We start from the raw sequence: 24,083 nt of genomic DNA, 5'->3' as shown, positions 1-24,083 counted from the left end.
CGATGGAAGCTGAGCTGCTGATCAACGTAACCAGCGACGAGAGCAGGGTGGCGCTGCTCGAGTCGGGAGTGGTCACCGAGTTTTTTGTCGAGCGACGCAGTCGGCGCTCGTTGGTCGGCAACATCTACAAGGGACGCGTGGTGCGCGTGCTGCCCGGGATGCAGGCGGCGTTCGTCGATATCGGTCTGGACCGCGCGGCCTTCCTCTACGTGGCGGACGTGATCGAGGATCTGGAGAGCCACTTCAACGCCCACGGAGAGCAGTGGATCAACGGCATCGAGGAGCAGCGCAGCCTACGCTCGGAAGGGACCGTGCCGATCCAAAAGCTGCTGCAGGAGGGGCAGGAGATCCTAGTGCAGGTGGCCAAGGAGCCGCTGGGCACCAAAGGCGCGCGGGTCAGCTCGCACGTTTCGTTGCCCGGACAGACCCTGGTGCTGCTGCCGACCATGGACCACGTGGGGGTCAGCCGCCGCATCGAGTCCGAACAGGAGCGCGATCGGTTGCGCAAGGTGCTTGAGAGCATCAGGCAGCCGACAATGGGCGCGATCGTGCGCACAGCGGCCGAGGGGCAGGACGAGAGCGTGCTGCGCAACGACATACAGATGCTGCTCAACCTCTGGAACTCGATCCGCGAGCGTAACCGTGTGGCCGGCGCGCCGAGCCTACTGCACTCGGAGCTTTCACTGGGCCTACGCGCGGTGCGCGATCTATGCTCGTTGGGACTCAAGCGCGTGATGGTCGACGACGAGGAGGAGCAGAAGCGGATCCACGATGTGCTCGAGCCGATGATGGCGCTGAACCTACCGCCGATCGAGTACTACGATGCACCTGAGCCGCTGTTCGACGTCCATGGCCTGGAGGTCGAACTCAGCCGGGCGTTGCAACGCAAGGTCTGGCTGCGCTCGGGCGGTTTCATCGTGATCGAACAGACCGAGGCGCTGGCCGTGGTCGACGTCAATACCGGCCGCTTTGTGGGCAAGCACAACCTCGAGGACACGATTCTCAAGACCAACCTCGAGGCCGTGCGCGAGATCTGCTACCAACTGCGGCTGCGCAACATCGGCGGGATCATCATTATCGACTTCATCGACATGGAGCGCCAGGTCGACCGTCAGCGCGTGCTTTCGGCGATCGAGGACGGCCTGCGCACGGACCGCTCGCGCACCTCGGTGCACCACATCTCCGAGTTGGGGCTGGTCGAGATGACGCGCAAGCGCACGCGCGAGAGCCTGTTGCACGTGCTCAGCGAGCCCTGCCCATACTGCGAGGGCAAGGGCCAGATCCGCAGCGCGGTGAGCATCGCCTCCGAGGTAATGCGCCGACTGCGGGCCGAGGCCGCGTCGGGCCGCAGCAGCAAGCTGGTGGCCAAAGTTCATCCGCAGATCGCCTCGTTGCTGATGGACGAGGAACACGGATTTCTCGAGCAGATCGAGGTCATGCACGGCACACAGATCCAGGTGCGCAGCCATCCTGAATACCACGTCGAGCAGTACAACATCGTCAACTTGTAGCAATGAGAATTTTTGCCAGAGCGCGAGACGTCGTCGGCCGACCGCTGACGATCATCGCCGCACTGCTGCTGTTCCAACTGCTGGTCGGCCTGACCTGGGTCTTGATCGCCGATTGCCCGCTGGGCGTGTTCGACCTGGAGCGCGGCGACGAATACGCCACCGCGCTGAAGATGCTGCTCAACGGCGATGGCGCGGACAAGCTGATCGGCGCGTTAGGGCAGAACGACTACTTCCCGCCGCTGTACGAGATCGGCCTGGGGCTGGTGATGGCGGTCGCGGGGTTCGGTCCGGCGAGCGCGCTGTGGCTCAACCTGCTGCTGCTGGGCATCGGCTGCTGGGGGATGTACGACCTGGGACGTCGCATCGGCGGCCGACTCGAGGGTCTGCTGGCGGCCTCGCTGCTGGGGATGATCCCCTCGCTGGCCATGGGCCTGCGCGTGGCCTCCAAGGAAATGGCCCTGGCGTTGTGGACCCCGGCCTTCCTGGCCTGGGTCGCGCGCAGCGATGGCCTGTCGCGTCGCAGGGAGACGCTGATCGCCGCGCTGCTGTTCAGCGCAGGAATGCTGATCAAGTGGAACTTCCTGATCGTCGCGCTGCCCGCGGCCGCGGCCTGGGCGGTATTCGATTGGCAACGGGATGCCCGGCGGTCCGAGGCTGCCCGGATCGGGCCGCGCCTGATCAACCTAGCCCTGGGATCGGCACTGGGGCTGGCGCTGCTCGCGCCGTGGTATTTCGGCGTGATGGACTGGCATGCGATCCGCGTGCACTCGACCATCGACCCGACCTACCTGGACTCGGGCTCGCACTGGACCTACTACCTGGAAAACTTATTAACTCACCACTTACTGCTGCCCGGCGCGCTGATCGTGCTCGCGGGCGGCGTCGCGTCGCTTTGCAGACGTCGGCTGGAGCTGCTGCCCGCGGTGGTCTGGATCGTCGTGGGCTACCTGGTGCTAAGTGCGCTGCCGCACAAGGAGAGCCGCTACATTCTGCCGCTGCTGCCGGCCCTGGCGCTGGTCGTGGCCCACGGCGCCTGCGCCATGCCCTGGCGTCCGTTGCGCTGGTTGCTGGCCGGGCTGCTGATTATCGGCGGTGGATGGCAGGTGCTGCAGCTGAGCTTCGTGCGACCGATGCTGGTCACCGAGTCCGCGGGCCTGGTGCCGGTGGCCGACCTGAGCTGCCTGGGCACGGCCAAACGCGCGGCTGATTGGATCGAGAGCAGCGTGCCTTTGGGCCAACGCGGCGCGTTGGTTGTGATGCACCCGCTGAGCCGCGACGACGTGTTTCTCGGCCAACACGCGCTGAGCTACTGGTTGCGCCGCGGCGTCGAGCAGCGCGATTGGGTTTTGGCGCCCTGGGACAGCAACCGCTATCCGGACTTGGTTTGCGGAATAGGGGAGATCGAACTGCTGCTGGTCCCGCTGCATCTGCGCGGTCTGCAGCAGTGGGAGCGCGAGTCGCTGGCGCGCGATCTGCGCATCGCCTTTCCCGACTTTACGGCCATTGACGAGTCCGACCCGGCGCTGATCAAGATCATCGAACAGCAGTTCAGGCCGCTGGCGCGGCTGGAGGTCCCATGCGGAGTGGATCAGGACGAGCGGCGTGCCGGATTCGTGCTCTACGGACGGTCGTCCCCGCCTTCGTCCTCGCCCGAAGGCTGTCCCTGATTCTGATCGTCTTCTGACTCGGAAATTTCGGGCTCAAAGTATTCGGGCGAGAGCAGTCTGGTCAGCGCGCCCATCAGCGCGGGCTCGATCTCGCGGCTGACCGAATTGCTCTCCTCGTAGTGCGGATTGTTGTCCGAGTCAAAACAGATCCACCACCAGGCCAGCGGCGGGATTTTAAGATCGTGAGGCGGTTTGAAATCGACACGCGGGATCACGTATCCCAGGTTGTCGTTGGCCAGGCAGAACACCATCTTGTACTTGGCGTCCATCTGCTGTTTAAGCGCCGGATAGCTCAGCACCAGCTTCTCGCCGCTGGCGTGCTTATCCGCATCGTGGGGATAGTAGCGCTCCTGGTTTTCGATGAAATCATCGGGCAGACCCAGCGAGAGTTCGGGCAGCAGCTCGGCCGGTACCGCTGCGATCTGCGCCGGTCCGATGCGCAGGGTTGCAACCTCGGTGCGCAGGTTCTTGCCGTGATGCACGTCCACGCCGGGCAGGAACATCCCGCTAAGCCAGGGGGCGCTGCTGTTGTCGATCTGCCAATCGTCGTCGTAGAAACTGCCGGGCTTGTAGCCCAGAATTCCCAAAGATCCGGCCAGGCGCATCACCGGGTTTTGCATCGGCACCAGCACGTAGGCGCGCTTGTACTCCACGGAGGCCTCGTTGGCGATCTCACCGTTGCGCAGCAGGGCCATTAGTGCGGCCTTGGCCAGCTCGCGCCCCTGGACCGCGGCAAAGCGGAAGTCGTTGGGGATCCGCAGCTCCTCGGGCACTGATGCGGGGTCGACGTCGGCCGGGTACTCGGGGTGCAGCTCCGGGTCCCAGACGTAGGTCCACAGGTTGGTGATCAACCCGCCCAGCGGTCCGTTGGCATAGAGCGTGACTCCGCCGCGACGCTCGCTGACGTAGCGGCAGGCGTAGCCGGGGAATCCTGCGCTGAAGACCTTGCCCCAGGCCGCGATTTGTTGCTCGTCAAGCTGGGTCAGGTCGACGTTGGTGCGTTTGCCCGCGTAGGTCAGCACTGCCTCGGGGTGGCAGGCCCAGGAGAGCAAGGTGGCGATCGGTCGGCGATCGAGGCTGTCCACGGCCATTACGCTCAGCGTGTCGTCGATGATCAGCGGCTCGCGTAGGTCGGACAGGCCGAAGTTGAATTTCGTCTGAGCGAAGGTCAGGCGCGCGGGAACCAGATTGCGCGTCGCGTCCTCGATCGTCCGGGCCGAGATGTTGATAAAACTCTCGAAGTAGTCGGGGTTGATCCCGCTGGTCGCCTCGGCGTCGGTGTAGGCGATCTTGAGCACTTCGCCCGGCGTGACGTTGTTCAGGCCCGAGAGGCCCAAGGTGTCGGGGCCCATGTGGTTGTGCGTGGCCGTGACCAAGATGTAGTCGATGCCCAGCTCGGGGTCGACGCGGTCGCGGATTTCCTGCACGTCGGCGTTGGTCAGCAGGTAGAGATCCGAGGTCAGGATTGCCACGGTGGTGCCTTTGTCGACGTCGCGCAGCACCAGCGCGTGGGCCCACAGCCGGTCGTAGATGTACAGCGCCGCGCCGTTGCCGTTGCCCACGTTGATCTGGTCGTTGTCGTAGGCGAACGACTTCACCCGATCGCCCAGGCCGAAGGGCAGGCTGGGGTCGCCCATGCTGAACTCGCCGTCGCCGTTCAGATCCTCGTAGAGCGCGACCTCGGGTGTGATGTCGTACTCCGCGGCACCGGCCAGGACCGTGCCCGGAGGGTATGTCTGCTCAGCTCCGGCCGTAGCGGCAATCGCCAAAGTCAGCAGGATCGAAATTGTCAGTGCGCGTTTAAGCTGTCGGCTCATCTTCTCTCCTTAATAAGCTGCGGCCAATTATGCGCAGCCGTTGGTCCGCAGTAAAGGCGCGCTGTTACTTCGACGCAATGCGGGAGATCGAAAAAAATTGCCATTGCAACAAATCCGTTTTTATCGAGAGCATCGATTGGGGTATCTTTAAGGCCAATGGAAGACGCGCGCAAATGCCCCAAGTGCAAGCATCGCATCGCGGACGACGCGTTGCGTTGCATTTACTGCGGCGAGGCCCTGGACGAGATCACGCCCCGGCAGGACTTTGGCAAGTACGAGTGCCCCAACTGCAGCGCGCCGCTTCAGCGTCCGGCCGCGGATGGTCCGCTGCGTTGCGAGTTCTGCGCGCAACTGGTCGAGCCGATCCCGGCGACAGTGACCGCTGCGGCCGCCATCGGGTCGGCCCGGCACGTGCGGCAGGCGATCGAGGAGCTCGACGTCAAGGGGCTTAAGGGCAACCCGTTGCAGTTGATGGCCATGCTGCGCGCCAAGGGGATCGAGATCAGCGCGCCGCTCTCGGCCGGGATTGCCCAGCCGACGTTCCTGCAGCGGATGTACAAGGACAAGTCGAGCACGGCAGATAAAAAGAGCCGCTACGGATGCGTAATAGCGGCGCTGATCGGGTTTTTTCTGTTGCTGATCATGACGGTGTTGATCATGTCCTCGGGCGTGAGTAAGTCGCGTGTGCCCGAATCTGAAATAAGCAACAACACCATAGAGATAGGAGATCGCTAGCCCCCCGCTGGCCGCCCTGATTCGCCATTGTTTGCGCTGCCTGATGATTATTGTAATCCACCTGACATAGATCATATCTGTGTGCGTTGACACGCGGTTATTCTCTGAGCGTGACATACGTTTGGAGGAAATAGAGATGTCAGTTGAAAAGCAGGAAATGGAACGGATCGATATCAAAATGGTGATGGACTCCTCTGTGTTTTCCAACTTCACCGGAGACGTCAAGGAAGTGGAGCGCATTACCCATATCGGTAGCGCCAAGCGCAACCAGATGATCTACATGCCCGATGATCCGGGAACCGAGCTGTATTTTCTGAAGGCCGGCAGGGTCAAGATTTGCAAGATCACCGAGGACGGCAGAGAGATCATTCTCAACCTGGTCAAGCCTGGGGACGTTTTCGGCGAGATGGCCGTGATCAGCGAGGGCAAGCGCGAGAACTTCGCCGAGATCCAGGAGAACGTGATCTACTACTACATCAAGCGGCTGGACCTGATCGCGCTGATGAAGAGCAGGCCCGAGGTGGCGATCCGGCTGGCCAAGATGATCGGCGAACGACGGCTCGAGGCCGAGCGCAACATGGAATCGTTCCTCTACAAGGGCGTGCGCGAACGACTGGCATCGCTGTTGATCAAGCTGGCCAAGGACTACGGCATCAAGGACGCGCGCGGCAATATGCTGCGGATCAAGATCACCCACCAGGACCTGGCGAACCTGATCGGCTCGAGCCGCGAGACCGTCAGTTTGACCATGGGCGACTTCCGCAAGGAAGGGGTGATCGACATCAACGACCGCAAGATCATCATCAAGGACGAGATGGGCCTGGCGCGGATCAGTTAGTAGCCAGCATTTGTACCGAGCCGTTCTATGGGTTGAACGGCTCGGTTTAGTCTTCGGACGCGTCGGGCTGATAGAACTCTGGATGGTCCTCGGCCTTTTCGACAACGTTCTCCCAGTAGGGCACCTCGTCGTCGTAGTCGTCTTCTTCGTTTCCCTGAATCAACTGATCGGGCGCGTTGCGTCGCACTCCGGCCGCTGACGCCGGGTCGACTCCCAATGCGGCTTCGGGCGCCTCGGCGCTACGCGGCTGGCGATACGCCGGGCGATCGGCCGGATTCTGTTCACCATTGCGCTCGTGGCGCGTGCGCGGCAGATCCGGGATGATCTCCATTTCCGTGTCCGAGCCGCGCGGCGTGACTACCGACCTGGCCGGTTTGCTGCGCACCGCGTCGCGCCAGTCCGACGCGGGCTGCGACTGCTGCGCTTCGGGCCCCACGGTCTGACGGTGCGCGGAACGGAAGTAGGCGATGCCTGCGATCAAGCAGGCCACCACGATAACGGTAATCAGCAGTTCTTTTTTCATCTGACATCCAAGGGATGAAATCGAAAAATCATAGCACGGATCAGCGGCCCCGGAATAGCGGAGGGCTAGCGTTCAATCCTTATTGATCGAGCTGGCTGCTACGCGGGGTGAGACGTTGGTCGGGGATGATCGTGATGCGCGAGTATTGCACCGGCTCTAAGCCGGTCATAGCCGGTCGAAGAGCGCCTGGGCGTAGATCCGGTAACCCTCGGGGGTGGGGTGCACGCCGCCGGGATCGAACAGCTCCAGGGGCGGGCGTTGCTCGACAAGCAGCGGGCATAGATCGAGCACGTCGAAGCGTTGCTTTAGCTGCTCGGGATGCTCCACGTGCAGTCGGCACTGGCCGCTTTCGGTGATCGAGACCGCGGGCATCACCAGCAGCGAGCCGCCCCATGATTGGGCCAGCTCAGCCATTAGCGCGTGGTTGTCTAGGTAGTCTTGCGGGCTGACGCGCTTGGGCTGGTTCTCGTCGCCGAGAATCAGGCCCGGCTCCAGGCCGCGCGTTCGCCGCACCAGCTTGGCTAAAAACTGGTAGCCCACTGAGCGCTCCAGCAGCCGGTCGAGCCATACGCCGCTCGCGGCCAGTTCGCGCTGGTCCTTATCGGCCACCAGTACGGCCTGGGCCGTGTCGTGGATGCCGAAGTAGGCCACCACCAAGTCCGGCTGGTAGTCGGCCAGCCAGGTCTCCAGGGCGCGCATCCCCTGGTAGGATGAGTAGCCGGGCACACCGGCGTTGAGCACCTCGATCGACCGTTGAGGATTGCGCTGCCGCAGCAAGCGCTCGAGCAGGTAGGGGTAGGTTTGCTTCAGCGGCACGTTGCAGCCAAAGGTGCTCGAGTCGCCCAGGCACAGCACGCGGAACACGCCCGCGGGCTTGGATACGCTGGTCTCCTCGCCGCGCAATCCCTGCTCGTTAATCTTCATGCCCGCGCTGCCGTCGCAGCGGAAGCGCCAGAACAGTTGCGGGTCGCGCTGCATAGAACTGTCGTCGCGATGCGGATTGTTAAAGCGCATCCAGATCGAAAAATCTTCGGACCGATACTTGAGCAGGCGCAACGCGCTCTCGGCCAGGCCGAAAAACAGCAGCATTGCCAGCAGGGTGAAGATCAGCGGTTTAAACGACCGCTTTGATTTTGGCACCGTCCTGCTTACCTTTCGGATTGCGCCATCAGCTCGGCGATCAGCTCGGGCTCGACCCGATATTGCGAGCCGCGCCCCTGATAGAAGCCGTGGACGTGGATCATGTGAATTCCCAGGGCGCTGACCTGCATCGCGCGAGCGCTGGGCTCGTGGCGCAGACGCATCAGCACCTTGGGGAAAACGCCGTCAGCCCAGGGGCAGGGGGTGCGGCCGCGGAAGTGTTCGACCTGCACCACGAGTTGTCCCGCGTGGATCGGGTCGCCCAGGCCGTCGCGCCCGATTTCGAGCAGGTTGCTCAGAAAGTCGGCGATCTGCTCGTGGCTCAGATCCAGGGCGTTGACGCGCCCCTGGTCCGCGGTGAGGATTTCGACCAGCGGCCGTTGGTCGTGGCCGAGCATGCCGTTGATCACGATCCGGCCCGGCTGCATCTTGCGTTGGACCTCGTCCAGTTGCGGCGATTGCTTCATGATCCTCCTACGCGAACTTGTCGTAGAAGATGCGTTCTTGGGGCATGCCGTGCGTCAAGAGCACCTTGATGCAGGCGTCGATCATCCCCGGGCTGCCGCAGAGGTAGGCCTCGGCCTGGGCGAACTCGTGCTCGCCCGCGTCCAACACGTCGGTGATCAGCCCTTGCGCGCCCTCCCAGCGGTCCTCGTCGCGCGGCATGCTCAGCGCGGGCACGAACTTGAACTGCGGCAAATCGCGCTCGAACTGCGCCATCTGCTCCAGATAGCACAGGTCGTCGCTGGTCTGCGCGCCGAAATAGAACGTCGCCTTGCGGTCGATTTTTTCGTTGCGCATCTGGAACAGCATGCTGCGGATCGGCGCCAAGCCCGAGCCTCCGGCGATGAACAGGATTTCGCGCGCGGTGGGTTGCAAACAGAACTCGCCGTGCGGGCCGTTGAGCTCGACCTGGTCGCCGACTTTGAGATAGTCGAAGACCCAGGTGGTGCAGATTCCGTCGGGCACACGTCTGATCAGTAGGCTGATCGTGCTCTCGTCAGTGGGGTCGGAGCAGATCGAGTAGGCGCGGTAGATCGGCTGGTCGCTTTTGGCGTATTCCGGCGCGGTGAGCTGGACGTACTGGCCGGCCTTGAAATCGAGGGTTTCAGGCTCGGTCAACTCGATGTCGAGCTGCTTCATGTCGTGGGTTTGATCGATGATCTTGCCCGCGCGTCCAGCGTAGCGCTTGATCGCGAACAGTTCTTGCGGGATCTCGATTCGCAAATTATTGCGCACCTTGACCTGGCAGCTGAGGCGTACGTTGTTCTTGCGTTCGGTTGCGCTGAGGTAGGGCGCCTCGGTGGGCAGCAGCGGGCCGCCGCCCTCGAGCACCTTGACCTTGCACAGCCCACAGCTGCCGCGCCCGCCGCAGGCCGAGGGGATGAACAGCTTGTTTTCGGCCAGCGCGCCGAGCAGGTGACCGCCGCCCTGTACGTTCAGACTGCGCTCCTCCTCGTCGTTGATCGTGATTCGGCATTCGCCGTAGTTGGCGATGAAACGGTCGGCCAGCTCGATCAGCGCGGCGAGCAGCGCGCCGATGGCCGCCACCACGCCGACCTGAATCGCCAGGCTGGTGATCATTGGATCGGGATCATTCCGCTGAAGCCCACGAACGCCAGGGACATCAGCCCGGTGATGATCAGCGCGATGCCCGGCCCCTCGAGGGCCGCGGGGACCTTGGAGTACTTCATCCGCTGCCGGATGCCGGCCAGGGCCACGATCGCCAGCATCCAGCCCAGGCCCGAGCCCGCGCCGAATGCCAGCGACTGCCACAGGTCGTACTCGCGGATCACCAGGAACAGCAGCGAGCCCAGGATCGCGCAGTTGACCGTGATCAGCGGCAGGAAGATCCCGAGGTTGACGTAGAGCACCGGACTGATGCGTTCGATGACGATCTCGACCAACTGCACGAAGGCCGCGATCACCACGATGAACACGATGTAGCGCAGGTGCTCCATCTCCAGCGGCACCAGCACGTACTGGTTGAGCAGGTAGGCGATCAACGATGTGGTGGTCAGCACGAAGGTCACGGCCAGCCCCAGTCCCACGCTGGCCTTGAGCTCGCGGCTGATCGAGAGGAACGAGCACATCCCGAGGAAGTTGACCAGCAGGATGTTGCTGGTGAAGATCGCGGCGAAGAAGATCGCTATGGGCCCGGGTTCCATCTCAGCTCCCCGTTGCCTCGGCCTTGGACGGGAACAGGCCGCGCGCGATCCAGATAAAGATTCCGAGCATGAAAAACGCGCCGGGCGCCATCACCATCAGCGTCCAGCGGGTGAAGTCCTCGGGCATCAGCGCCACGTTCCAGATCGTGCCAAAGCCCAGCAGCTCGCGCACTACCGCCACGCAGACCAGCACCAGGCTGTAGCCCAGTCCCGAGGCCAGGCCGTCGAGCATGCTGGGCAGCACCCGGTTCGAGCCGGCGAACGCCTCGGCGCGGCCCATGATGATGCAGTTGGTGATAATCAGCCCCACGTAGGGGCCCAGCGCCTTGCTGATCTCGGGCAAATAGGCCTTGAGCACCAGGTCGACCAAAATCACGTAGGAGGCGATGATCAGCACCTGGACCATCATTCGCACCCGGCGCGGCGTGACGTTGCGCAGCAGCGAGACCGTGCCGCTGCTCAGGGCGGTCACCGCGACCATTCCCGCGCAGAGCGTAACTGTGTTGACCAGCAGGTTGGTCACGGCCAGCGCCGAGCAGATCCCGAGGATCTGGCGAAAGATCGGGTTTTCGCGCCAGAGACCGTTGAGCATGATCGTGCCGGCGCCGGGCTTGCCCATGGCTTACTCCGCGGGCAGCGCGTCAACGCCGGCGGCGAGGAACGCGGCGATGTCCGCGTTGAGCATCTGCTGCACCGCGTAACTGGTGCGGCTGGCGCCGGTGATCGCGTCGACTTGGTTGGGCAGTTTTTCAGCCGCGTTGGACACCAGCTCGATCGCCGGCCGTCCGGCGCGCGGCGCGGCCAGCTCGATGCCCACGAACTGTTGCTGGAACCAGGGCTTGACTATTTCGCCGCCCAGCCCCGGGGTCTCCTCCTGGCGGTCGAAGCTGATTCCCTTGATGCGGTTGGTGCCCGGCTCCACAGCCAGCCAGCCGTGGATCGGCCCCCAGAAGCCCATGCCCTGGATGTCGAAGATGATCGCTTCGAGCTGGCCCGAGTCGTTGCGTGCGTAGTACAACTCGAGCCCGCCGACCCGCTTGGGCCCCTGGATCAGGCGTTCGAAGCGTTGGGCGATTTGCGCCGCGGGCATCTCGCGCACCGAGGCGTAGCGCTGCGAGTCCCACAGTCCGCTGACCTTGAGGATTTCGCGTTGGGTCGCCACTTGCTCGTTGAGCTCGATACGCTGGCGGGTGGCCAGGGCCACGGCCGAGACCAGGGCGACGAACAGCGCGCTGATCAGCGCCGTGTAGAGCACGGAGAAGGCGCGCGAGCGGTTGCTCAATCAGCCCCCCCCGGTCGAGGAGCGACGGGCCTTGCGGTGCTTGATCCGTTCCTTGGCCAGGTAATCGAAGGTCGGGGCGAAGATGTTGCCCATCAGGATCGCGAACATCGTGCCCTCGGGGAAGTTGCTGAACCCGCGGAAGACCACGGCCAGCGCTCCGATCAGCAGGCCGTAGATCCACTGTCCGTCCTTGGTGCTTGCGGCGCTCACCGGATCGGTGGCCATGAAGAACGCGCCGAACAGGAACCCGCCGGTGACCAGCCAGTTCAGCGGCGTGGCCGACTGCGGCAGCAGGTCGGAGAAATAGAAGATCACGTTGCAGCCGATAAAGCCGATCAGGCAGGCGAGCACGATGCGCCAGCTGGCGCTCTTGGATACGAACAGCAGCCACAGCACCCCGAGCACCAGCAGCGGTACGCAGGTCTCGCCGATGCTGCCCGGCGTGTAGCCGATAAAGGCCTTGATCCAGTCGAAGGGCACGTTTTGCGAGATGTCGATCAAGGGCGTGGCCGTGCTCAGCGCGTCGGGCTGCAGCGGCTGCGAGATCCATTCCTGGAATCCGCCCAGCGGGCCGACGGCCGGGTCGATCCAGCGATTGGTCATGTGTTGCGGGAAGCTGACGTAGATGAACGCGCGTCCGGCCAGTGCGGGGTTGAACACGTTCATCCCGGTCCCGCCGAAGGCCATCTTGCCGATGGCAAGGCCGAAGACGATTCCCACGCCGGCGATCCACAGCGGGACTGTGGCCGGTAGGGTCAGCGTGTAGAGCATGCAGCTTACCAGGCAGGCCGTGGTGATCGGCTTGCCTTTGGGCAGGGTGAACAGCCCCTCGGTGATGATGCCGATCACGAAGACGAACGCCAACAGTGCCAGCACGCGCCAGCCGAAGAGGAACACGCCGACCAGCGCCAGCGGAGAGGTGGCGTAGACCACGTGCATTTGCGGTTTGAGGTATTTGAAGTAGCTGCGCTGCTTGCCCGCGGGTTCGGCGCCTGTAGCTTGCTTGGAGGCCGTGCTCATCTTGATCTGTCACCCGCCCGAATTGATTTTGCGCTTTACATTGATAATGCCTTTTACCCCGCGGACCACACAGCGTCAACACGCCGCGGTTACAGCGGCGATGATCGGCGGAATGCAAAAAATCGTTCGCACCGATCGCGACCTATGATTGAGGTCATACTACTTTGTCGACCGAAGAACTTAGTTATAAGAATATGATAATGGAAGTTGTGGTATTCGGAGCGTCTGTTGGATTAAGCTGGAAGACAATAACATCTATGGACAACCGACAGCGCGGCTCACTTGCGGGATCTGAATCCTGCGGCAGGGGGATGCGATGAGCAGACAGATCGCCAAGGGGCTGACCAGCCTGGAGATCCTGGGCGTTGCGGTCAAGGCTGAGCACGACGCGGCGAGGTTCTATACCAAGTTCGCCGACCGGGTGCGCAATCCGATGACCAAGAGCAAGTTTAAGACGCTGGCTTCCCAGGAGCGCGGTCACGAGAAGCTGCTGTTGCAGCAGTACCGGCGCGCCAGCGGCGAGGATCGCCCGCCGGTTCCGGACAAGTATCAACCCGAGATCGACTTCAAAGTCTTCGATGAGCTGGAAACCAAAGAGCTGCTGAAAATCGCCATCAGGATGGAGAAAGACGCCCGGCAGCTCTACTCCGAGGCGGCGGCGCGCAGCGTCGATCCCTCGGCTCGCACCATGCTCGAGTATTTGGCCGATTTCGAGCACGGGCACCAACGTCAACTCGAGTCCGAGCTGCGCTTCATCACGCGCGACCCGGACCTGTACGACAAGGAAGCGATCCTGATCCACGTCGGACCATAATAGGGGGATGATCGATGACGCCTTTTGAAATTGCGATCAATACCGAGCTCGAGGGCGAGGCGCTCTATCGGCAAGCCTTGGAAAACGCGCAGAGCAGCATGGCGCGGGAGATCTTCTCCTATCTAATCGCGGAGGAGCAGCGTCACATGGCTACCATCGAGAGCTATGTGCAGAAACTGCGCGAGCTCGGAAGCATGCCCGAGTCGCCGGCCAAGTTCGGCGACATCGATGGGCTCAAGACCGTGTTCAGCGACGCGCTCAAGCACGTCGAGCAGGCCCTGCCCGAGGACGCGGACGACATGCAGGCGATCCAGCGCGCAATGCAGTTCGAGCAGCGCGGAGAACAGTACTACCAGCGCGCCGCACAGCAGGCGCAGCACGAGAACGAGCGCGATTTCTTCGCGATCCTGGCGCGCGAGGAGCACTGGCACTACCTGGTGCTGCTCGACTCCTACGAGGCGCTCAAGGATCCGCAAGCCTGGCAGGAGGGGGCCGACAAAATCGGCCTGGACGGGGCCTGAGTTCAAAGGACGCCGTTATGGACAATCAGAACATGGGATTTAAAAGCGCGCGCGAGGTTCTGGAGTACGCGATCAAGCGCGAACAGTTTGCCCACGATTTCTACGAGCAGCACCGCGACAAGCTCGCGGACCTGGCCGCGCGCCAAATGCTGCGCGAACTTGCCCAGCAGGAGATCGAGCACAAACGGCGGCTGCAGCAGGTGCTCGACGATCGCCGCTACGCCGGCGGACTGGCCCAACGTCCTCAGCGGCAGGATCTGGGCATCGCCCGCTACCTGACCTACGACGAGCTGGCCGCGGACGCCACGACCCAGGACGTGATGATCGCGGCGATCAAGTTCGAGGAGGGCTCGGCGCGTTTTTACGACGCGCTCAAGGCAATGTTCGAGGGGCACCAGCTGGCCGAGCTGTTCGATTGGCTGGTCAACGAGGAGCAGGGGCACAAGCTTCGGCTCGAACGCCTCTACGACGAGCACATACTTACTGATAACTAGCAAAAGGGGAGATATTGCAAATGGCCAAGCTGCTGATCGTCTACCAGAGTCGCACCGGCAACACTCAACGCATCGCCGAGGTCCTGGCCGAGGCCGCAAAAGCCAAGGGAATCGAGGCGGAGGTCAAGCGCGGTCGCGATACCGAGGTTGCCGATCTCGAGGCGGCCGACGCCGTGGCCCTGGGCGGAGCCACCTACCACCACGATCTGATCCCCTCGATGAAGGAGTTCCTGTTCAAGGTCGAGGCTGCCAAGCTCGAGGGCAAGCCGGGGCTGGCCTTCGGTTCGTTCGGCTGGAGTGCCGACGCCATCGAGATTATCCAGGAGACCCTGATCTACCTGTTCAAGATGGACGTTGTCGAGCCGCTGAAGGTCAACGCCTGGAAAGAGGAAGAGGGCATGGCGCAGGTCGGTCGCGTGATCGACGCACTGGCCGCCAAGCTCTAGCGGTATTTACCGATGACTACGCAGATCGAGGCGATCGTAATCGCGCGGCAGGCCGAGGACCGCGCAGCGCACTTTTACGCAGACGCGGCCCTGGGCTGCGCTGATCCGCGGGGCAAGGACCTGTTCGAGCAGCTGGCGCGCTACGAGTCGACGCACCGCGACAAGCTCGACGAGATGATCGAGTCGCTTCAGGGCGGTAACGGCTATCCCGAATACGGCGACGAGCCGCAGCGGATCAACATCGACGAGGCCGGCGCGGATCGGGTTTCCGAGAGCGGCGATGTGCTCGATATCATCTCGCAGGCGATCCAGGCCGAGCGCAACGCGGCCCAGAGTTACCGCGAGCTGGCCGCTTCCACCGACGATCCGGCGGGCAGGCAAGTCTTCGAGCGTCTGATCCAGGAGGAGCTACTGCACGAGCGCGTGCTTAACGACCAGTTCTACGCCTTGACCAACGAGGGGTTTTGGGCCTGGGGAGAATAATTACCCGACCCCGCTCCGAATAGTTTTATCGGGGGGGATTTGATGAAACGCGTGCTGTTGATCGCTGCGTTGACGCTGCTGACGCTGGTGTCCTTCGCACCGTCGCGGGCCCAAACCCCGGCGCGGATGACGATCCTGTTCACCGGCGACTGCCGCGGTTGGATCAAGCCCTGCGGCTGCGCAGGCGGTGAGATGGCCGGCGGCCTGATGCGCCGAGCCACGTTCATCGAGCAGCAGCGCGTCCAAAATCCCCAACTGGTGGTCGTGGACCTGGGGCACAATTTCCAGGGCGGCACGCGCCAGGAGCGGATCAAGGCCCAGACCCTGCTCGAATCGCTGCGCCTCAGCGGCTATACCACCGCCACCTTCGGCGCGAACGACTTTTTATTCGGCGCGAACTTCCTGGCAAAGTACGGGCCAGCGCCCTACGTCTCGGCCAACGTCACGCTGCGCGACGCCCCGCAGGGGCTGAGCGTGCCCTACAAGCTGGTGGAGATGACGCCGCGTTCGCTGATGATAGTCGGCGTGACCGGACCCGACGTGCTGTACTCGGGCGAACAGGGCTCGCTGAGCATCTCCGATCCGCTGCAGGCCGTGCGCGAACAGCTGGCCGCGGCCGATGCGATGAGCCCGCGGCCGGTGGTGCTGGTGCTCGCCGCGGTCAAGCCCGACGACGCCAAACGCATATTTGAACTGCCCGGCGTGGACCTGCTGGTGCGCTCCTACGCCGGAGGAGCGGCCGGGGCCGACAATCCCACGTACACGGTGGTCGGCAAGCGCGCCTGGGCCGAGGCCGCGGATCAAGGCCGGCTGGTCGGCCGCTTCGAGCTCTCGCTGGCGCCGGACGGCGCGTTGGAGCAGGTGAGCGTCGATTACACGCCCCTTGGCGATAAGCTCGCCGACCATCCCGAACATAAGAAATTCTACGAAGCCTACCTGGACGAGGTTAAAAAGATCTTTATCGAGGCTGCCCAGCAGGCTCAGCTCCACGAGCAGCAAAGCCCGTTTGCCGGTTCCGAGAGCTGTATGAATTGCCACTCGGCGGACTTCGACAAGTGGACCCAGACTCAGCACGCCCTGGCGATGCAGAGCTTGGCCGAGGCGGGCCAGGATTTCGACCCCGAGTGCGTGGTCTGCCACAGCGTGGGCTACGGCACGCCCGGCGGCTTCGTCTCGATGGACTTCACTCCGGGATTGGGCAACGTGGGCTGCGAGGTCTGCCACGGCGCGCGCAAGGCGCACACGGCCGATCCGACGATCAAGGGCGTGCCCGCGGACGTCAATACCTGCCTGCGCTGTCACACCACGTTGCGCGATCCGCAGTTCGAGTTTGGCAAGCGCTGGCAGACCATCAAGCACGGTAAGGGCCAAGCCGACTGAGGCCGCGGTTCTGTTGTGCTCTGCGGTTCGATCTGACACAATCGAGCGCGCTGTGAGCCATTGCCTCCCGGGGGTTTTCGCTTGAAGTTCGATACCATCGAAGCGCTCAAAAATATCTTCATATTTTCGGGAATGTCCGCCGAACAGCTCGAGTCGATCGCGCACAGCGCCGCGTTGGATGAGTTCAAGCGCGGCGACCAGATCTACTGGGAGCAGGAGCCGCCCGAGGCGTTGCATATCCTGGTCCAGGGCAAGGTCAAGCTGGTTAAGCAGGGGCGCGAGGGCAACGAGACCATCGTGGGCATGGTGGGCCAGGGCGAGACCTTCGGCGAGCTGGCCGTGCTCGACGGCCGTCCGTACGACGCCACGGCTCTGGCGATGGAGCCCTCGACAGTGCTGCGTTTGCCGCGCGCGGAGTTCATCAGCATGCTGCGCAGTCAACCGCAGATACAAGGCGAGATCGTGCTCGAGCTGGTGCGCCGTTTGCGCTCGTGCCAGGAGATGCTGCGCAGCATTTCCAGCGAACAGGTCGAGCAGCGCATTGCCCGGCTGCTGCTCAAGCTGGCCGCGCAGCTAGGCGAGCAGCGCAGCGAACAGATCCGCATCGGGTTGCACATCACGCGCCAGGAGATCGCCAACATGGTCGGCACCACGGTCGAGACCACGATCCGGGTGCTCTCGCGCTTCACCAAGCGCGGGCTGATCGAGACCCGCAGCCGGATTATCTACATCAACGACCTTAAGCAGTTGGGCGAAATAGCGCAGCAGGAGGACGAGCTGTGAGCCCCGAGCTGCTCGATCCCAAGCAGATTATCGCCGCGGCGATCAACCGCGAACAGCTCTCGGCCCGCAACTACGAGACGATGCTCCAGATCGTGCGCAATCCCCAATCGCAGAAGATCATCAATCGACTGCGCAACGAGGAACTGCGCCACAAGCGGCTGCTGACCCAGGCCCTGAGCTCGGGCGAGCTGGAACGCATCGGCAAGCCGCAGGTCAGCGGCAAGCTTCCCAAGCCCGAGCAGCTCGGCGACGAATCGGTCGATTCGGGCTCGAGCCCGCGCGAGGTCTTGCAGTTCGCCCTGATGCACGAGCAACGCGCGGTGGAATACTACGCGCGCTACGTTGATATTTTCCAGGGAACGGCCATCGGCGAGCTGTTCGTCAGGCTCAAGCGCGAGGAGGAAGGCCACCGCGAGCAGCTTGAGTTGATGCTCAGCAAGTTGCGCTGACCGGCTTTCGTTGATCTGAGACGATATGTTCGAACGATTCTTCTACGCGTTGCGCTCCGGCGGTGTGCCGGTGACTCCCACCTCATTCGTGCGCCTGCAGCAGGCCCTGGACCTGGGACTGATCAACAGCCTCGAGGACTTCTACGTGGTGGCGCGCTCGACCATGATCAAGTCCGAGCGCTGGTTCGATACCTACGACCAGATCTTCGCCCACGTGTTCCAGGGCAAGGATTTGCCGCCCGACAAAATGGCCGAGCTGCGCAAGCAAATCGACGAGCTGATCCGCGAATGGCTCAGCGACCCGGACCTGACCCCCGAGATCGACCCCGAGACCCGTGCCGAGCTGCTCGATCTGCCGCCCGAGGAGCTCGAACGGCGCTTTTTGGAACGGCTGGCCGAGCAGACCGAGCGCCATGACGGCGGCAACCGCTGGATCGGCACCGGCGGCACCAGTCCGTTCGGCCACGGCGGCACCCATCCGGGCGGAATGCGAGTGGGTGGCGCGTCCGGCGGCAGCTCGGCGATCAAGGTCGCGGGACAGCGGCGCTGGAAGGATTATTCGGGGCAGGGCGTGCTTAGCCGCGAGACCTTTGGCCAGGCCCTGCGACGGCTCAAGCAGCAGGTGCCGGTCGGTCCGCGCGATCGGCTCGACATCGAGCAGACGATCTACCAGACGGTGCGCAACGGCGGCGAGATCGAGCTGATGTTCAGCCGCTCGTTAAAAAACCGCGTGCGCGTGTTGATCCTGCTGGACAACGGCGGATTTTCGATGGATCCCTACGTCGAGCTGTGCCGCGCGCTGTTCGCCGCGGCCCGCGACAGCTTCAAGGAAATGAAGGTCGCCTATTTCCACAACTGCGTCTACGACCTGCTCTGGTACGATCCGCGGCGCTCGGAGCGGCCGCTGAAGACCGAGGATGTTCTAACCTGGGAAAGCGACTGGCGGATATTGCTGGTCGGCGACGCCTCAATGGCCTCCTACGAGCTGACCCATGATCGCGGCTCCATCGAGTACTACGAGCCGCAGAGCGCCAGCGGGGCCATCTGGCTTAGGCGCATGGCCCAGCGCTTTCCGCACATGGCTTGGCTCAACCCCAAACCGCGGCGCAACTGGGAGCGCACCATCGGCAACCACACCATCGCGGCCATCGGGCAGATCATCCCGATGCATGAGCTGAGCTTGCAAGGGCTCGAGTCGGCGGTCGGCTCGCTAATGGCCAAATGATCGGCAGCTCGAAGCAGGGACTGGGCCGCGGGATCCTGCTGCTGGTGGCGCTGGCCGCCCTGGCCGCCAACCTAAGCGGGCTGGCCAACGGTTTTGTCTGGGACGACATCCACATGATCGTCAACAACCAGACCCTGCGCTCCTACGACGGCTTGGTCGATGCGTTCACCCAGCAGATGTATCACGGGTCGGAGCGCGCCTCGCCCAGTTTTCGGCCGTTGCACGTGGCGCCCTACGTGCTGCAGTACCAGTGGTTCAGGCTCCACGCGTTGCCGTGGCACGCGCTGAGCCTACTGCTCTACGTTGCGCTGTGCCCGTTGCTGGCCGTGCTGCTACGCCGCTCAGGCCTCAGCGCCCGGGCCGCGACCTTTGCCGCGCTACTGTTCGCGGTCCACCCGCTGCACGCCGAGGAGGTCGGGATGCTGATGGGGCAGGGCTCGCTTAGCGGCGCGATTCTCGTTGGCTGCGCCCTGCTGCTGGTGCTCGGGAACCAAAGCCTCGCGCGCGACCTGCTCGCCGCGCTGCTGTTGTTCGCCTCGCTGCTGTGTAAGCCCACGGTTTTGTTTGTGCCGATCGCGGCCGCGGCCCTGTTGCTGGTCGGCGCGCAGGGCCAGCCAAAGCGGCGCTGGCAGCGCGCGGCCCGCGTCGGCGTGTTGTTCGCCGCGACCTGCGGCGTGTACCTGCTGTTGCGCAACGCGGTTTTGGGCCAATACTCGCCGGTCGAGGGGGGCGAGACCATCAGCGGCCCGGCGCGCGGGATCGTGGCCGGTCCGCAGATCGCACTGTGGTACGCGGCCAAGCTGGCCCTGCCGCTGAACCTGTGCGTGGACTACGCGTGGAAGCCCGTTGCGAACTGGGCCTCGCCGCGCGTGATCGTGTCGATTACAGCATCGGTTGCGGCGGTCGCGGCCGCTGTCTGGGGCCTGCGGCGCGGTCGTCCCTGGGCAGCCTGGCTGGTCTGGTTCCTCGCGGCGCTAATTCCGGTCAGCCAACTGCACGAGCTGCCCGACGCGGTGACCGACCGCTACGCGTTCCTACCCTCGTTGGGCTTGGCCGCACTGGCGGGAATCGGCTTGGACCGCGTTTACCAAGGGGGCAAGGCGCGGGCGCGGCTGGTCATTGCGCTGCTGACACTGTGCTGCCTGGTGTTCGCCGGGATTTCGCTTAAGCACAACCTGGATTTCCGCGACACTCGGACCCTCTGGACTTGCGTGCGCCAGGTCAACCCGCACAGTGTGCGCGCCTTTTACAACCTCGGGATTATGCACCTGGAGAACGACGAGCTCGACCTGGCTGCGGACGAACTGCTCGCGGCGGACAAACTCGATCCGCACCAGCCGCTGATTTTGGTCGCCCTGGGCGACGCGTACTTTCGTCAGGGCGAGCTGGAGCAAGCTATTGCACCCCTGAGCGCGGCAGTGCAGATCGATCCGCGCGCGCCCGGGGCACTGCGCAACCTGGCGATCGTCGAGCTCTACCTGGGCCGTCCGGCCGATGCACTGCAACATATTGACAAGGCGCACGAATTGTTCCCCGACGATCCGCAGATCGCGGCCGATCGCGAGCAGATGCGTCTGCATCTGGCGAACCAGCTTAAATACCCAGCAAACACCAAAAAAATCAATGAGATATGTCGTTAAAGCTAATGTAGAAAAGTAGGTAATATGTATTTAAGGCTTGAAAAATAGCATTATCTTTAATCGATCAAGCATTGGATTTCCCATTGGGGCAGGGCAATTGCGCACGTTTTATTGAATTCTGGACCGCACATGGCTTTTTAGCTATTCTCTGGTAGCTTTGAGACGTGCACCTGCGGGGGATCGATGAATTTCCAAGAGCTGATTCTGGCGTTACAGCATTTCTGGGCTGAGCGGGGCTGCCTGCTGGTGCAGCCCTACGACCTCGAGGTCGGGGCCGGCACGTTTAACCCATCTACGTTCCTGCGCAGCATCGGTCCCGAGCCCTGGAACGTGGCCTATGTGGAACCCAGCCGCAGGCCCACGGACGGTCGTTACGGCGAGAACCCCAACCGGTTGCAGCACTATTACCAGTTCCAGGTGATCCTCAAGCCCTCGCCGCTGGAGGTGCAGCAGATCTACCTGGACTCACTGCGCGCCCTGGGCATCGACCCGACCAAGCACGACGTGCGTTTTGTGGAGGACGACTGGGAGAGCCCGACCCTCGGGGCCTGGGGACTGGGCTGGGAGATCTGGCTCGACGGGATGGAGATCACGCAGTTCACCTATTTTCAGCAGGTCGGCGGTCTTGATTTGCGGCCGATTCCCGTGGAACTGACGTACGGACTCGAGCGTATCGCCATGTATTTGCAGGGAGTCGACAATGTCTACGACCTGACGTGGATCGATGGAGTGCGCTACGCCGACGTCTACCATCAAAATGAGGTCGAGCAGTCGAAGTACAACTTCGAACACGCTGATGTGAAAATGCTGCGCGAGCTGTTCGATATGTACGAGGCCGAATGCCGCCGGTTGGTTCAGCTCGATCTGTCGCTGCCGGCCTACGATTACACGCTCAAGTGCTCCCACGTTTTCAACCTGCTCGACGCCCGCGGCGCGATTAGCGTCACTCAGCGCACCGGGTACATCGGTCGCGTGCGCAACATGGCGCGTCACGTGGCCCGCGTTTGGCTCGCCTCGCGCGAGGCGTTGGGATTCCCGTTGCTCAAACAAGCCGCGGCCCAAGGGGGTGCGCGATGAGCGACCTGGTATTCGAGATCGGCTGCGAGGAGATCCCCGCGCGCTTCATCCCCGGCGCGTTGGACCAGATCAAGGGCGCATTTATCGAGAAGACCACCGCCGAGATGATCCAGGCGGAGCGGATCGAAGTGGTCGGCGCGCCGCGTCGGCTGACCCTGCTGGCCTGGGGAATGCCCCAGAGGCAGGCCGACCGCGAGGAGATTAAGACCGGTCCGCCAAAGCGCGCGGCGTTGGACCAAGAGGGCAACTACACCAAGGCGGCCCTGGGATTCGCCCGCGGACAGGGCGTGCCCGTGGAGGAGCTGTACTTTCAGACCACGGAAAAGGGCGAGGTCGCGGCGTTGCGCAAGTCGATTGCCGGACGTCCGACCCTCGAGGTGCTGAGCTCGATTCTGGACTCGATTATCAACGAGCTGCAGTTTCCCAAGTCCATGCGCTGGGGCGAGCTGGATCAGCGCTTTGTGCGGCCGGTGCACTGGATTTTGGCCAGCCTCCAAGGCGAGGTTGTAAAGCTTTCATTTGCCGGCATTGACTCGTCCAACCAAAGCCGCGGCCATCGCTTCGAGAGCCCGGAGCCGTTCGAGGTCGTGGGCCCCGACCAATATCTGGAACTGCTGCAACAGCGCGGCGTGATCGTCGACCCGCAACAGCGGCGCAGTCTGATCCGGGATCAGCTCGAGCGGCTGGCGCAGAGCGTCGAGGGCAAGGTTATGGACGATCCGCAGCTGCTCGATGAGGTGACGTTTATTACCGAGTCACCGCATGCGGTGCTCGGTCGCTTTGATCGCACCTATCTCGAGCTGCCTGACGAAGTGCTGATCACGCCGATGCGCCAGCACCAGAAGTATTTCTCGCTGGTCGACCAAGACGGCGGCCTGCTGCCGGCGTTTATCGCCGTGGCCAATCTGGGCAACGGCGACGAGCAGATCATCGCCCGCGGCAACGAGCGGGTGCTCAAGGCGCGGCTGGACGACGCCAAGTTCTTCTTTGAGGACGACCTGCGCATGCCGCTGGACCAACGGGTCGAGCAGCTGGGCGCGGTGGTGTTCCAGGAGAAGCTGGGCAGCTATCTGGACAAGGTCGAGCGGATCCAGGCCACTGCCGCAAAGCTGGCGCGCAAACTCGCGCCGGAAAAGGTCGAGAGCGTGCGGCGCGCGGCGTGGCTGTGCAAAGCCGATCTGGTGACCCAGATGGTCGGCGAGTTTCCCGAGCTGCAGGGCACCATGGGCACGATCTATGCCCGTAAACAGGGCGAGTCGGAAAACGTGGCGCTGGCGATTGCCGGGCACTACGTACCGCGCTCGGCTGCCCAGGAGGATTTCGATCTGCCCGACGAGGCCTATCTGGTCTCGCTGGCCGACCGCGCGGACACCATCGTCGGCTGCTTTGCCGCAGGGCTCAAACCCTCGGGCGCGGGCGATCCGTACATGCTGCGGCGTCACGCCATCGCCGTGATGGCGATCATCAGCCGCGCCGGCTACCGGCTACAGCTCGACGAGCTGCTCCAGTCGGCGCGCGTTGCTTTGGCCGACAAGGTCAAAATCGACGACGAACTGTTCGTCCAGATCGCAGAGTTCTTCCGCGACCGGCTGTACTATCAGTGGACCAACGCCGGAGGACGACCCGACGTGGCCGACGCGGTGCTCGCCGCAGGGTACAACGACGTGCTCGACGCCCGGGCGCGCTTCGACGCGCTGAGCGAGTTTGCGCAGCGTCCCGATTTCGAGCCGTTGGCCGTGGCGTTCAAGCGCGTGGTCAACATTCTCAAGCAGACCGACGAGGGTCCGGTCGACGCGGCGCTCTTCGAGTCGCAGGCCGAACACGACCTGCTCGCGGCCCTTGAGTCGCACCGCGCGGCAGTGGACGAGGATCTGCAGGCCGGACGCTATATCGCGGCGCTGACCAAACTTGTGGAGCTTAAGGGCCCCATCGATCGTTTCTTTGACGACGTGATGGTGCTTTGCGAAAATACAGACACCCGCCTTAACCGGATTCGGCTGCTCAGTGGATTGGCCGCGTTGTTTATGCGGCTGGCGGACTTCAAACGATTGTCCGTGTAGCAACTGGAGG

Annotated in this window: 25 protein-coding genes; 16 read left to right on the top strand and 9 right to left on the bottom strand. The window is 63.2% G+C overall.

The annotated features are described in order from the left end of the window. The first annotated feature begins 2 nt into the window (after window positions 1-2). Together P9M14_11875 and P9M14_11870 are read left to right on the top strand one after the other, a co-directional pair. On the top strand, window positions 3-1,511 hold the full coding sequence (locus P9M14_11875) for an Rne/Rng family ribonuclease (GenBank protein ID MDP8256439.1): 1,509 nt from the start codon (window positions 3-5) through the stop codon (window positions 1,509-1,511). 2 nt (window positions 1,512-1,513) lie between these two features. After that, entirely contained in the window at window positions 1,514-3,178 is a 1,665-nt protein-coding gene (locus P9M14_11870; protein MDP8256438.1) for a glycosyltransferase family 39 protein, read from the top strand. On the opposite strand, the gene P9M14_11865 is transcribed toward P9M14_11870, so the two are convergent. After that, window positions 3,130-4,995, bottom strand: a complete 1,866-nt coding sequence (locus tag P9M14_11865; protein MDP8256437.1) for a hypothetical protein — start codon at window positions 4,993-4,995, stop codon at window positions 3,130-3,132. The genes P9M14_11870 and P9M14_11865 overlap by 49 nt on opposite strands. A gap of 156 nt (window positions 4,996-5,151) precedes the next feature. On the opposite strand from P9M14_11865, the gene P9M14_11860 reads away from it, so the two are divergent. After that, on the top strand, window positions 5,152-5,730 hold the full coding sequence (locus tag P9M14_11860) for a zinc ribbon domain-containing protein (protein MDP8256436.1): 579 nt from the start codon (window positions 5,152-5,154) through the stop codon (window positions 5,728-5,730). A gap of 136 nt (window positions 5,731-5,866) precedes the next feature. Further along, on the top strand, window positions 5,867-6,568 hold the full coding sequence (locus tag P9M14_11855; GenBank protein MDP8256435.1) for a Crp/Fnr family transcriptional regulator: 702 nt from the start codon (window positions 5,867-5,869) through the stop codon (window positions 6,566-6,568). 46 nt (window positions 6,569-6,614) lie between these two features. On the opposite strand, the gene P9M14_11850 is transcribed toward P9M14_11855, so the two are convergent. The 8 genes from P9M14_11850 to P9M14_11815 form a co-directional block, all read right to left on the bottom strand. Beyond that, window positions 6,615-7,091, bottom strand: coding sequence for a hypothetical protein (locus P9M14_11850; GenBank protein ID MDP8256434.1), 477 nt, complete (start codon window positions 7,089-7,091; stop codon window positions 6,615-6,617). Window positions 7,092-7,256: 165 nt separating this feature from the next. Beyond that, complete coding sequence (locus P9M14_11845) at window positions 7,257-8,231, bottom strand: SGNH/GDSL hydrolase family protein (GenBank protein ID MDP8256433.1); 975 nt, start codon at window positions 8,229-8,231, stop codon at window positions 7,257-7,259. An 8-nt stretch (window positions 8,232-8,239) separates the two neighbouring features. Beyond that, window positions 8,240-8,698 carry a hypothetical protein gene (locus P9M14_11840; GenBank protein MDP8256432.1) on the bottom strand — a complete coding sequence of 153 codons (459 nt, stop codon included), beginning with the start codon at window positions 8,696-8,698 and terminating at the stop codon, window positions 8,240-8,242. A gap of 7 nt (window positions 8,699-8,705) precedes the next feature. Further along, window positions 8,706-9,815, bottom strand: coding sequence for a 2Fe-2S iron-sulfur cluster binding domain-containing protein (locus tag P9M14_11835; protein MDP8256431.1), 1,110 nt, complete (start codon window positions 9,813-9,815; stop codon window positions 8,706-8,708). Further along, on the bottom strand, window positions 9,812-10,399 hold the full coding sequence (locus tag P9M14_11830) for an Rnf-Nqr domain containing protein (GenBank protein MDP8256430.1): 588 nt from the start codon (window positions 10,397-10,399) through the stop codon (window positions 9,812-9,814). The genes P9M14_11835 and P9M14_11830 overlap by 4 nt, the downstream gene beginning before the upstream one ends. A 1-nt stretch (window position 10,400) precedes the next feature. Then, complete coding sequence (rsxE, locus tag P9M14_11825) at window positions 10,401-11,018, bottom strand: electron transport complex subunit RsxE (protein ID MDP8256429.1); 618 nt, start codon at window positions 11,016-11,018, stop codon at window positions 10,401-10,403. A gap of 3 nt (window positions 11,019-11,021) precedes the next feature. Next, a complete protein-coding gene (locus tag P9M14_11820; protein MDP8256428.1) occupies window positions 11,022-11,681 on the bottom strand; it encodes an FMN-binding protein in 660 nt (219 codons plus the stop codon). After that, window positions 11,682-12,701: an RnfABCDGE type electron transport complex subunit D gene (locus tag P9M14_11815; protein MDP8256427.1), complete on the bottom strand. Its 1,020-nt coding sequence runs from the start codon at window positions 12,699-12,701 to the stop codon at window positions 11,682-11,684. A gap of 316 nt (window positions 12,702-13,017) precedes the next feature. On the opposite strand from P9M14_11815, the gene P9M14_11810 reads away from it, so the two are divergent. The 12 genes from P9M14_11810 (at window position 13,018) to glyS (ending at window position 24,073) form a co-directional block, all read left to right on the top strand. Then, window positions 13,018-13,515 (top strand): ferritin family protein, encoded by a 498-nt coding sequence (locus P9M14_11810; protein ID MDP8256426.1) that lies wholly within the window; start codon window positions 13,018-13,020, stop codon window positions 13,513-13,515. A 14-nt stretch (window positions 13,516-13,529) separates the two neighbouring features. Continuing rightward, window positions 13,530-14,036, top strand: coding sequence for a ferritin family protein (locus tag P9M14_11805; GenBank protein ID MDP8256425.1), 507 nt, complete (start codon window positions 13,530-13,532; stop codon window positions 14,034-14,036). A 17-nt stretch (window positions 14,037-14,053) separates the two neighbouring features. After that, window positions 14,054-14,530, top strand: a complete 477-nt coding sequence (locus P9M14_11800) for a ferritin family protein (protein ID MDP8256424.1) — start codon at window positions 14,054-14,056, stop codon at window positions 14,528-14,530. Between the two features lie 20 nt (window positions 14,531-14,550). Next, window positions 14,551-14,976, top strand: coding sequence for a flavodoxin domain-containing protein (locus P9M14_11795; protein MDP8256423.1), 426 nt, complete (start codon window positions 14,551-14,553; stop codon window positions 14,974-14,976). Between the two features lie 12 nt (window positions 14,977-14,988). Next, window positions 14,989-15,459 (top strand): ferritin family protein, encoded by a 471-nt coding sequence (locus tag P9M14_11790; GenBank protein MDP8256422.1) that lies wholly within the window; start codon window positions 14,989-14,991, stop codon window positions 15,457-15,459. Window positions 15,460-15,501: 42 nt separating this feature from the next. Further along, window positions 15,502-16,839 (top strand): multiheme c-type cytochrome, encoded by a 1,338-nt coding sequence (locus tag P9M14_11785; protein MDP8256421.1) that lies wholly within the window; start codon window positions 15,502-15,504, stop codon window positions 16,837-16,839. An 81-nt stretch (window positions 16,840-16,920) separates the two neighbouring features. Next, window positions 16,921-17,622: a Crp/Fnr family transcriptional regulator gene (locus tag P9M14_11780; GenBank protein ID MDP8256420.1), complete on the top strand. Its 702-nt coding sequence runs from the start codon at window positions 16,921-16,923 to the stop codon at window positions 17,620-17,622. Next, window positions 17,619-18,071: a ferritin family protein gene (locus tag P9M14_11775; protein ID MDP8256419.1), complete on the top strand. Its 453-nt coding sequence runs from the start codon at window positions 17,619-17,621 to the stop codon at window positions 18,069-18,071. Before P9M14_11780 ends, P9M14_11775 begins: the two co-directional genes overlap by 4 nt. Window positions 18,072-18,096: 25 nt before the next feature. Further along, a complete protein-coding gene (locus P9M14_11770) occupies window positions 18,097-19,296 on the top strand; it encodes a VWA domain-containing protein (protein MDP8256418.1) in 1,200 nt (399 codons plus the stop codon). Further along, window positions 19,293-20,936, top strand: coding sequence for a tetratricopeptide repeat protein (locus tag P9M14_11765; GenBank protein MDP8256417.1), 1,644 nt, complete (start codon window positions 19,293-19,295; stop codon window positions 20,934-20,936). Before P9M14_11770 ends, P9M14_11765 begins: the two co-directional genes overlap by 4 nt. A 183-nt stretch (window positions 20,937-21,119) precedes the next feature. Then, window positions 21,120-22,013, top strand: coding sequence for a glycine--tRNA ligase subunit alpha (gene glyQ / locus P9M14_11760; protein MDP8256416.1), 894 nt, complete (start codon window positions 21,120-21,122; stop codon window positions 22,011-22,013). Next, window positions 22,010-24,073: a glycine--tRNA ligase subunit beta gene (gene glyS / locus P9M14_11755; GenBank protein ID MDP8256415.1), complete on the top strand. Its 2,064-nt coding sequence runs from the start codon at window positions 22,010-22,012 to the stop codon at window positions 24,071-24,073. The genes glyQ and glyS overlap by 4 nt, the downstream gene beginning before the upstream one ends. The last annotated feature ends 10 nt before the right edge of the window (window positions 24,074-24,083 follow it).

It is taken from the genome of Candidatus Alcyoniella australis (assembly GCA_030765605.1).
Lineage (GTDB): Bacteria > Lernaellota > Lernaellaia > JAVCCG01 > Alcyoniellaceae > Alcyoniella > Alcyoniella australis.
This window is presented reverse-complemented; position numbering and strand designations above follow the sequence as displayed.

Coding starts and splice junctions, on each gene's coding strand:
- P9M14_11875 (MDP8256439.1), top strand. CDS start 3: ATGGAAGCTGAGCTGCTGATCAACGTAACCAGCGACGAGAGCAGGGTG.
- P9M14_11870 (MDP8256438.1), top strand. CDS start 1,514: ATGAGAATTTTTGCCAGAGCGCGAGACGTCGTCGGCCGACCGCTGACG.
- P9M14_11865 (MDP8256437.1), bottom strand. CDS start 4,995: ATGAGCCGACAGCTTAAACGCGCACTGACAATTTCGATCCTGCTGACT.
- P9M14_11860 (MDP8256436.1), top strand. CDS start 5,152: ATGGAAGACGCGCGCAAATGCCCCAAGTGCAAGCATCGCATCGCGGAC.
- P9M14_11855 (MDP8256435.1), top strand. CDS start 5,867: ATGTCAGTTGAAAAGCAGGAAATGGAACGGATCGATATCAAAATGGTG.
- P9M14_11850 (MDP8256434.1), bottom strand. CDS start 7,091: ATGAAAAAAGAACTGCTGATTACCGTTATCGTGGTGGCCTGCTTGATC.
- P9M14_11840 (MDP8256432.1), bottom strand. CDS start 8,698: ATGAAGCAATCGCCGCAACTGGACGAGGTCCAACGCAAGATGCAGCCG.
- P9M14_11835 (MDP8256431.1), bottom strand. CDS start 9,815: ATGATCACCAGCCTGGCGATTCAGGTCGGCGTGGTGGCGGCCATCGGC.
- P9M14_11830 (MDP8256430.1), bottom strand. CDS start 10,399: ATGGAACCCGGGCCCATAGCGATCTTCTTCGCCGCGATCTTCACCAGC.
- rsxE (MDP8256429.1), bottom strand. CDS start 11,018: ATGGGCAAGCCCGGCGCCGGCACGATCATGCTCAACGGTCTCTGGCGC.
- P9M14_11815 (MDP8256427.1), bottom strand. CDS start 12,701: ATGAGCACGGCCTCCAAGCAAGCTACAGGCGCCGAACCCGCGGGCAAG.
- P9M14_11810 (MDP8256426.1), top strand. CDS start 13,018: ATGAGCAGACAGATCGCCAAGGGGCTGACCAGCCTGGAGATCCTGGGC.
- P9M14_11805 (MDP8256425.1), top strand. CDS start 13,530: ATGACGCCTTTTGAAATTGCGATCAATACCGAGCTCGAGGGCGAGGCG.
- P9M14_11800 (MDP8256424.1), top strand. CDS start 14,054: ATGGACAATCAGAACATGGGATTTAAAAGCGCGCGCGAGGTTCTGGAG.
- P9M14_11795 (MDP8256423.1), top strand. CDS start 14,551: ATGGCCAAGCTGCTGATCGTCTACCAGAGTCGCACCGGCAACACTCAA.
- P9M14_11790 (MDP8256422.1), top strand. CDS start 14,989: ATGACTACGCAGATCGAGGCGATCGTAATCGCGCGGCAGGCCGAGGAC.
- P9M14_11785 (MDP8256421.1), top strand. CDS start 15,502: ATGAAACGCGTGCTGTTGATCGCTGCGTTGACGCTGCTGACGCTGGTG.
- P9M14_11770 (MDP8256418.1), top strand. CDS start 18,097: ATGTTCGAACGATTCTTCTACGCGTTGCGCTCCGGCGGTGTGCCGGTG.
- P9M14_11765 (MDP8256417.1), top strand. CDS start 19,293: ATGATCGGCAGCTCGAAGCAGGGACTGGGCCGCGGGATCCTGCTGCTG.
- glyQ (MDP8256416.1), top strand. CDS start 21,120: ATGAATTTCCAAGAGCTGATTCTGGCGTTACAGCATTTCTGGGCTGAG.
- glyS (MDP8256415.1), top strand. CDS start 22,010: ATGAGCGACCTGGTATTCGAGATCGGCTGCGAGGAGATCCCCGCGCGC.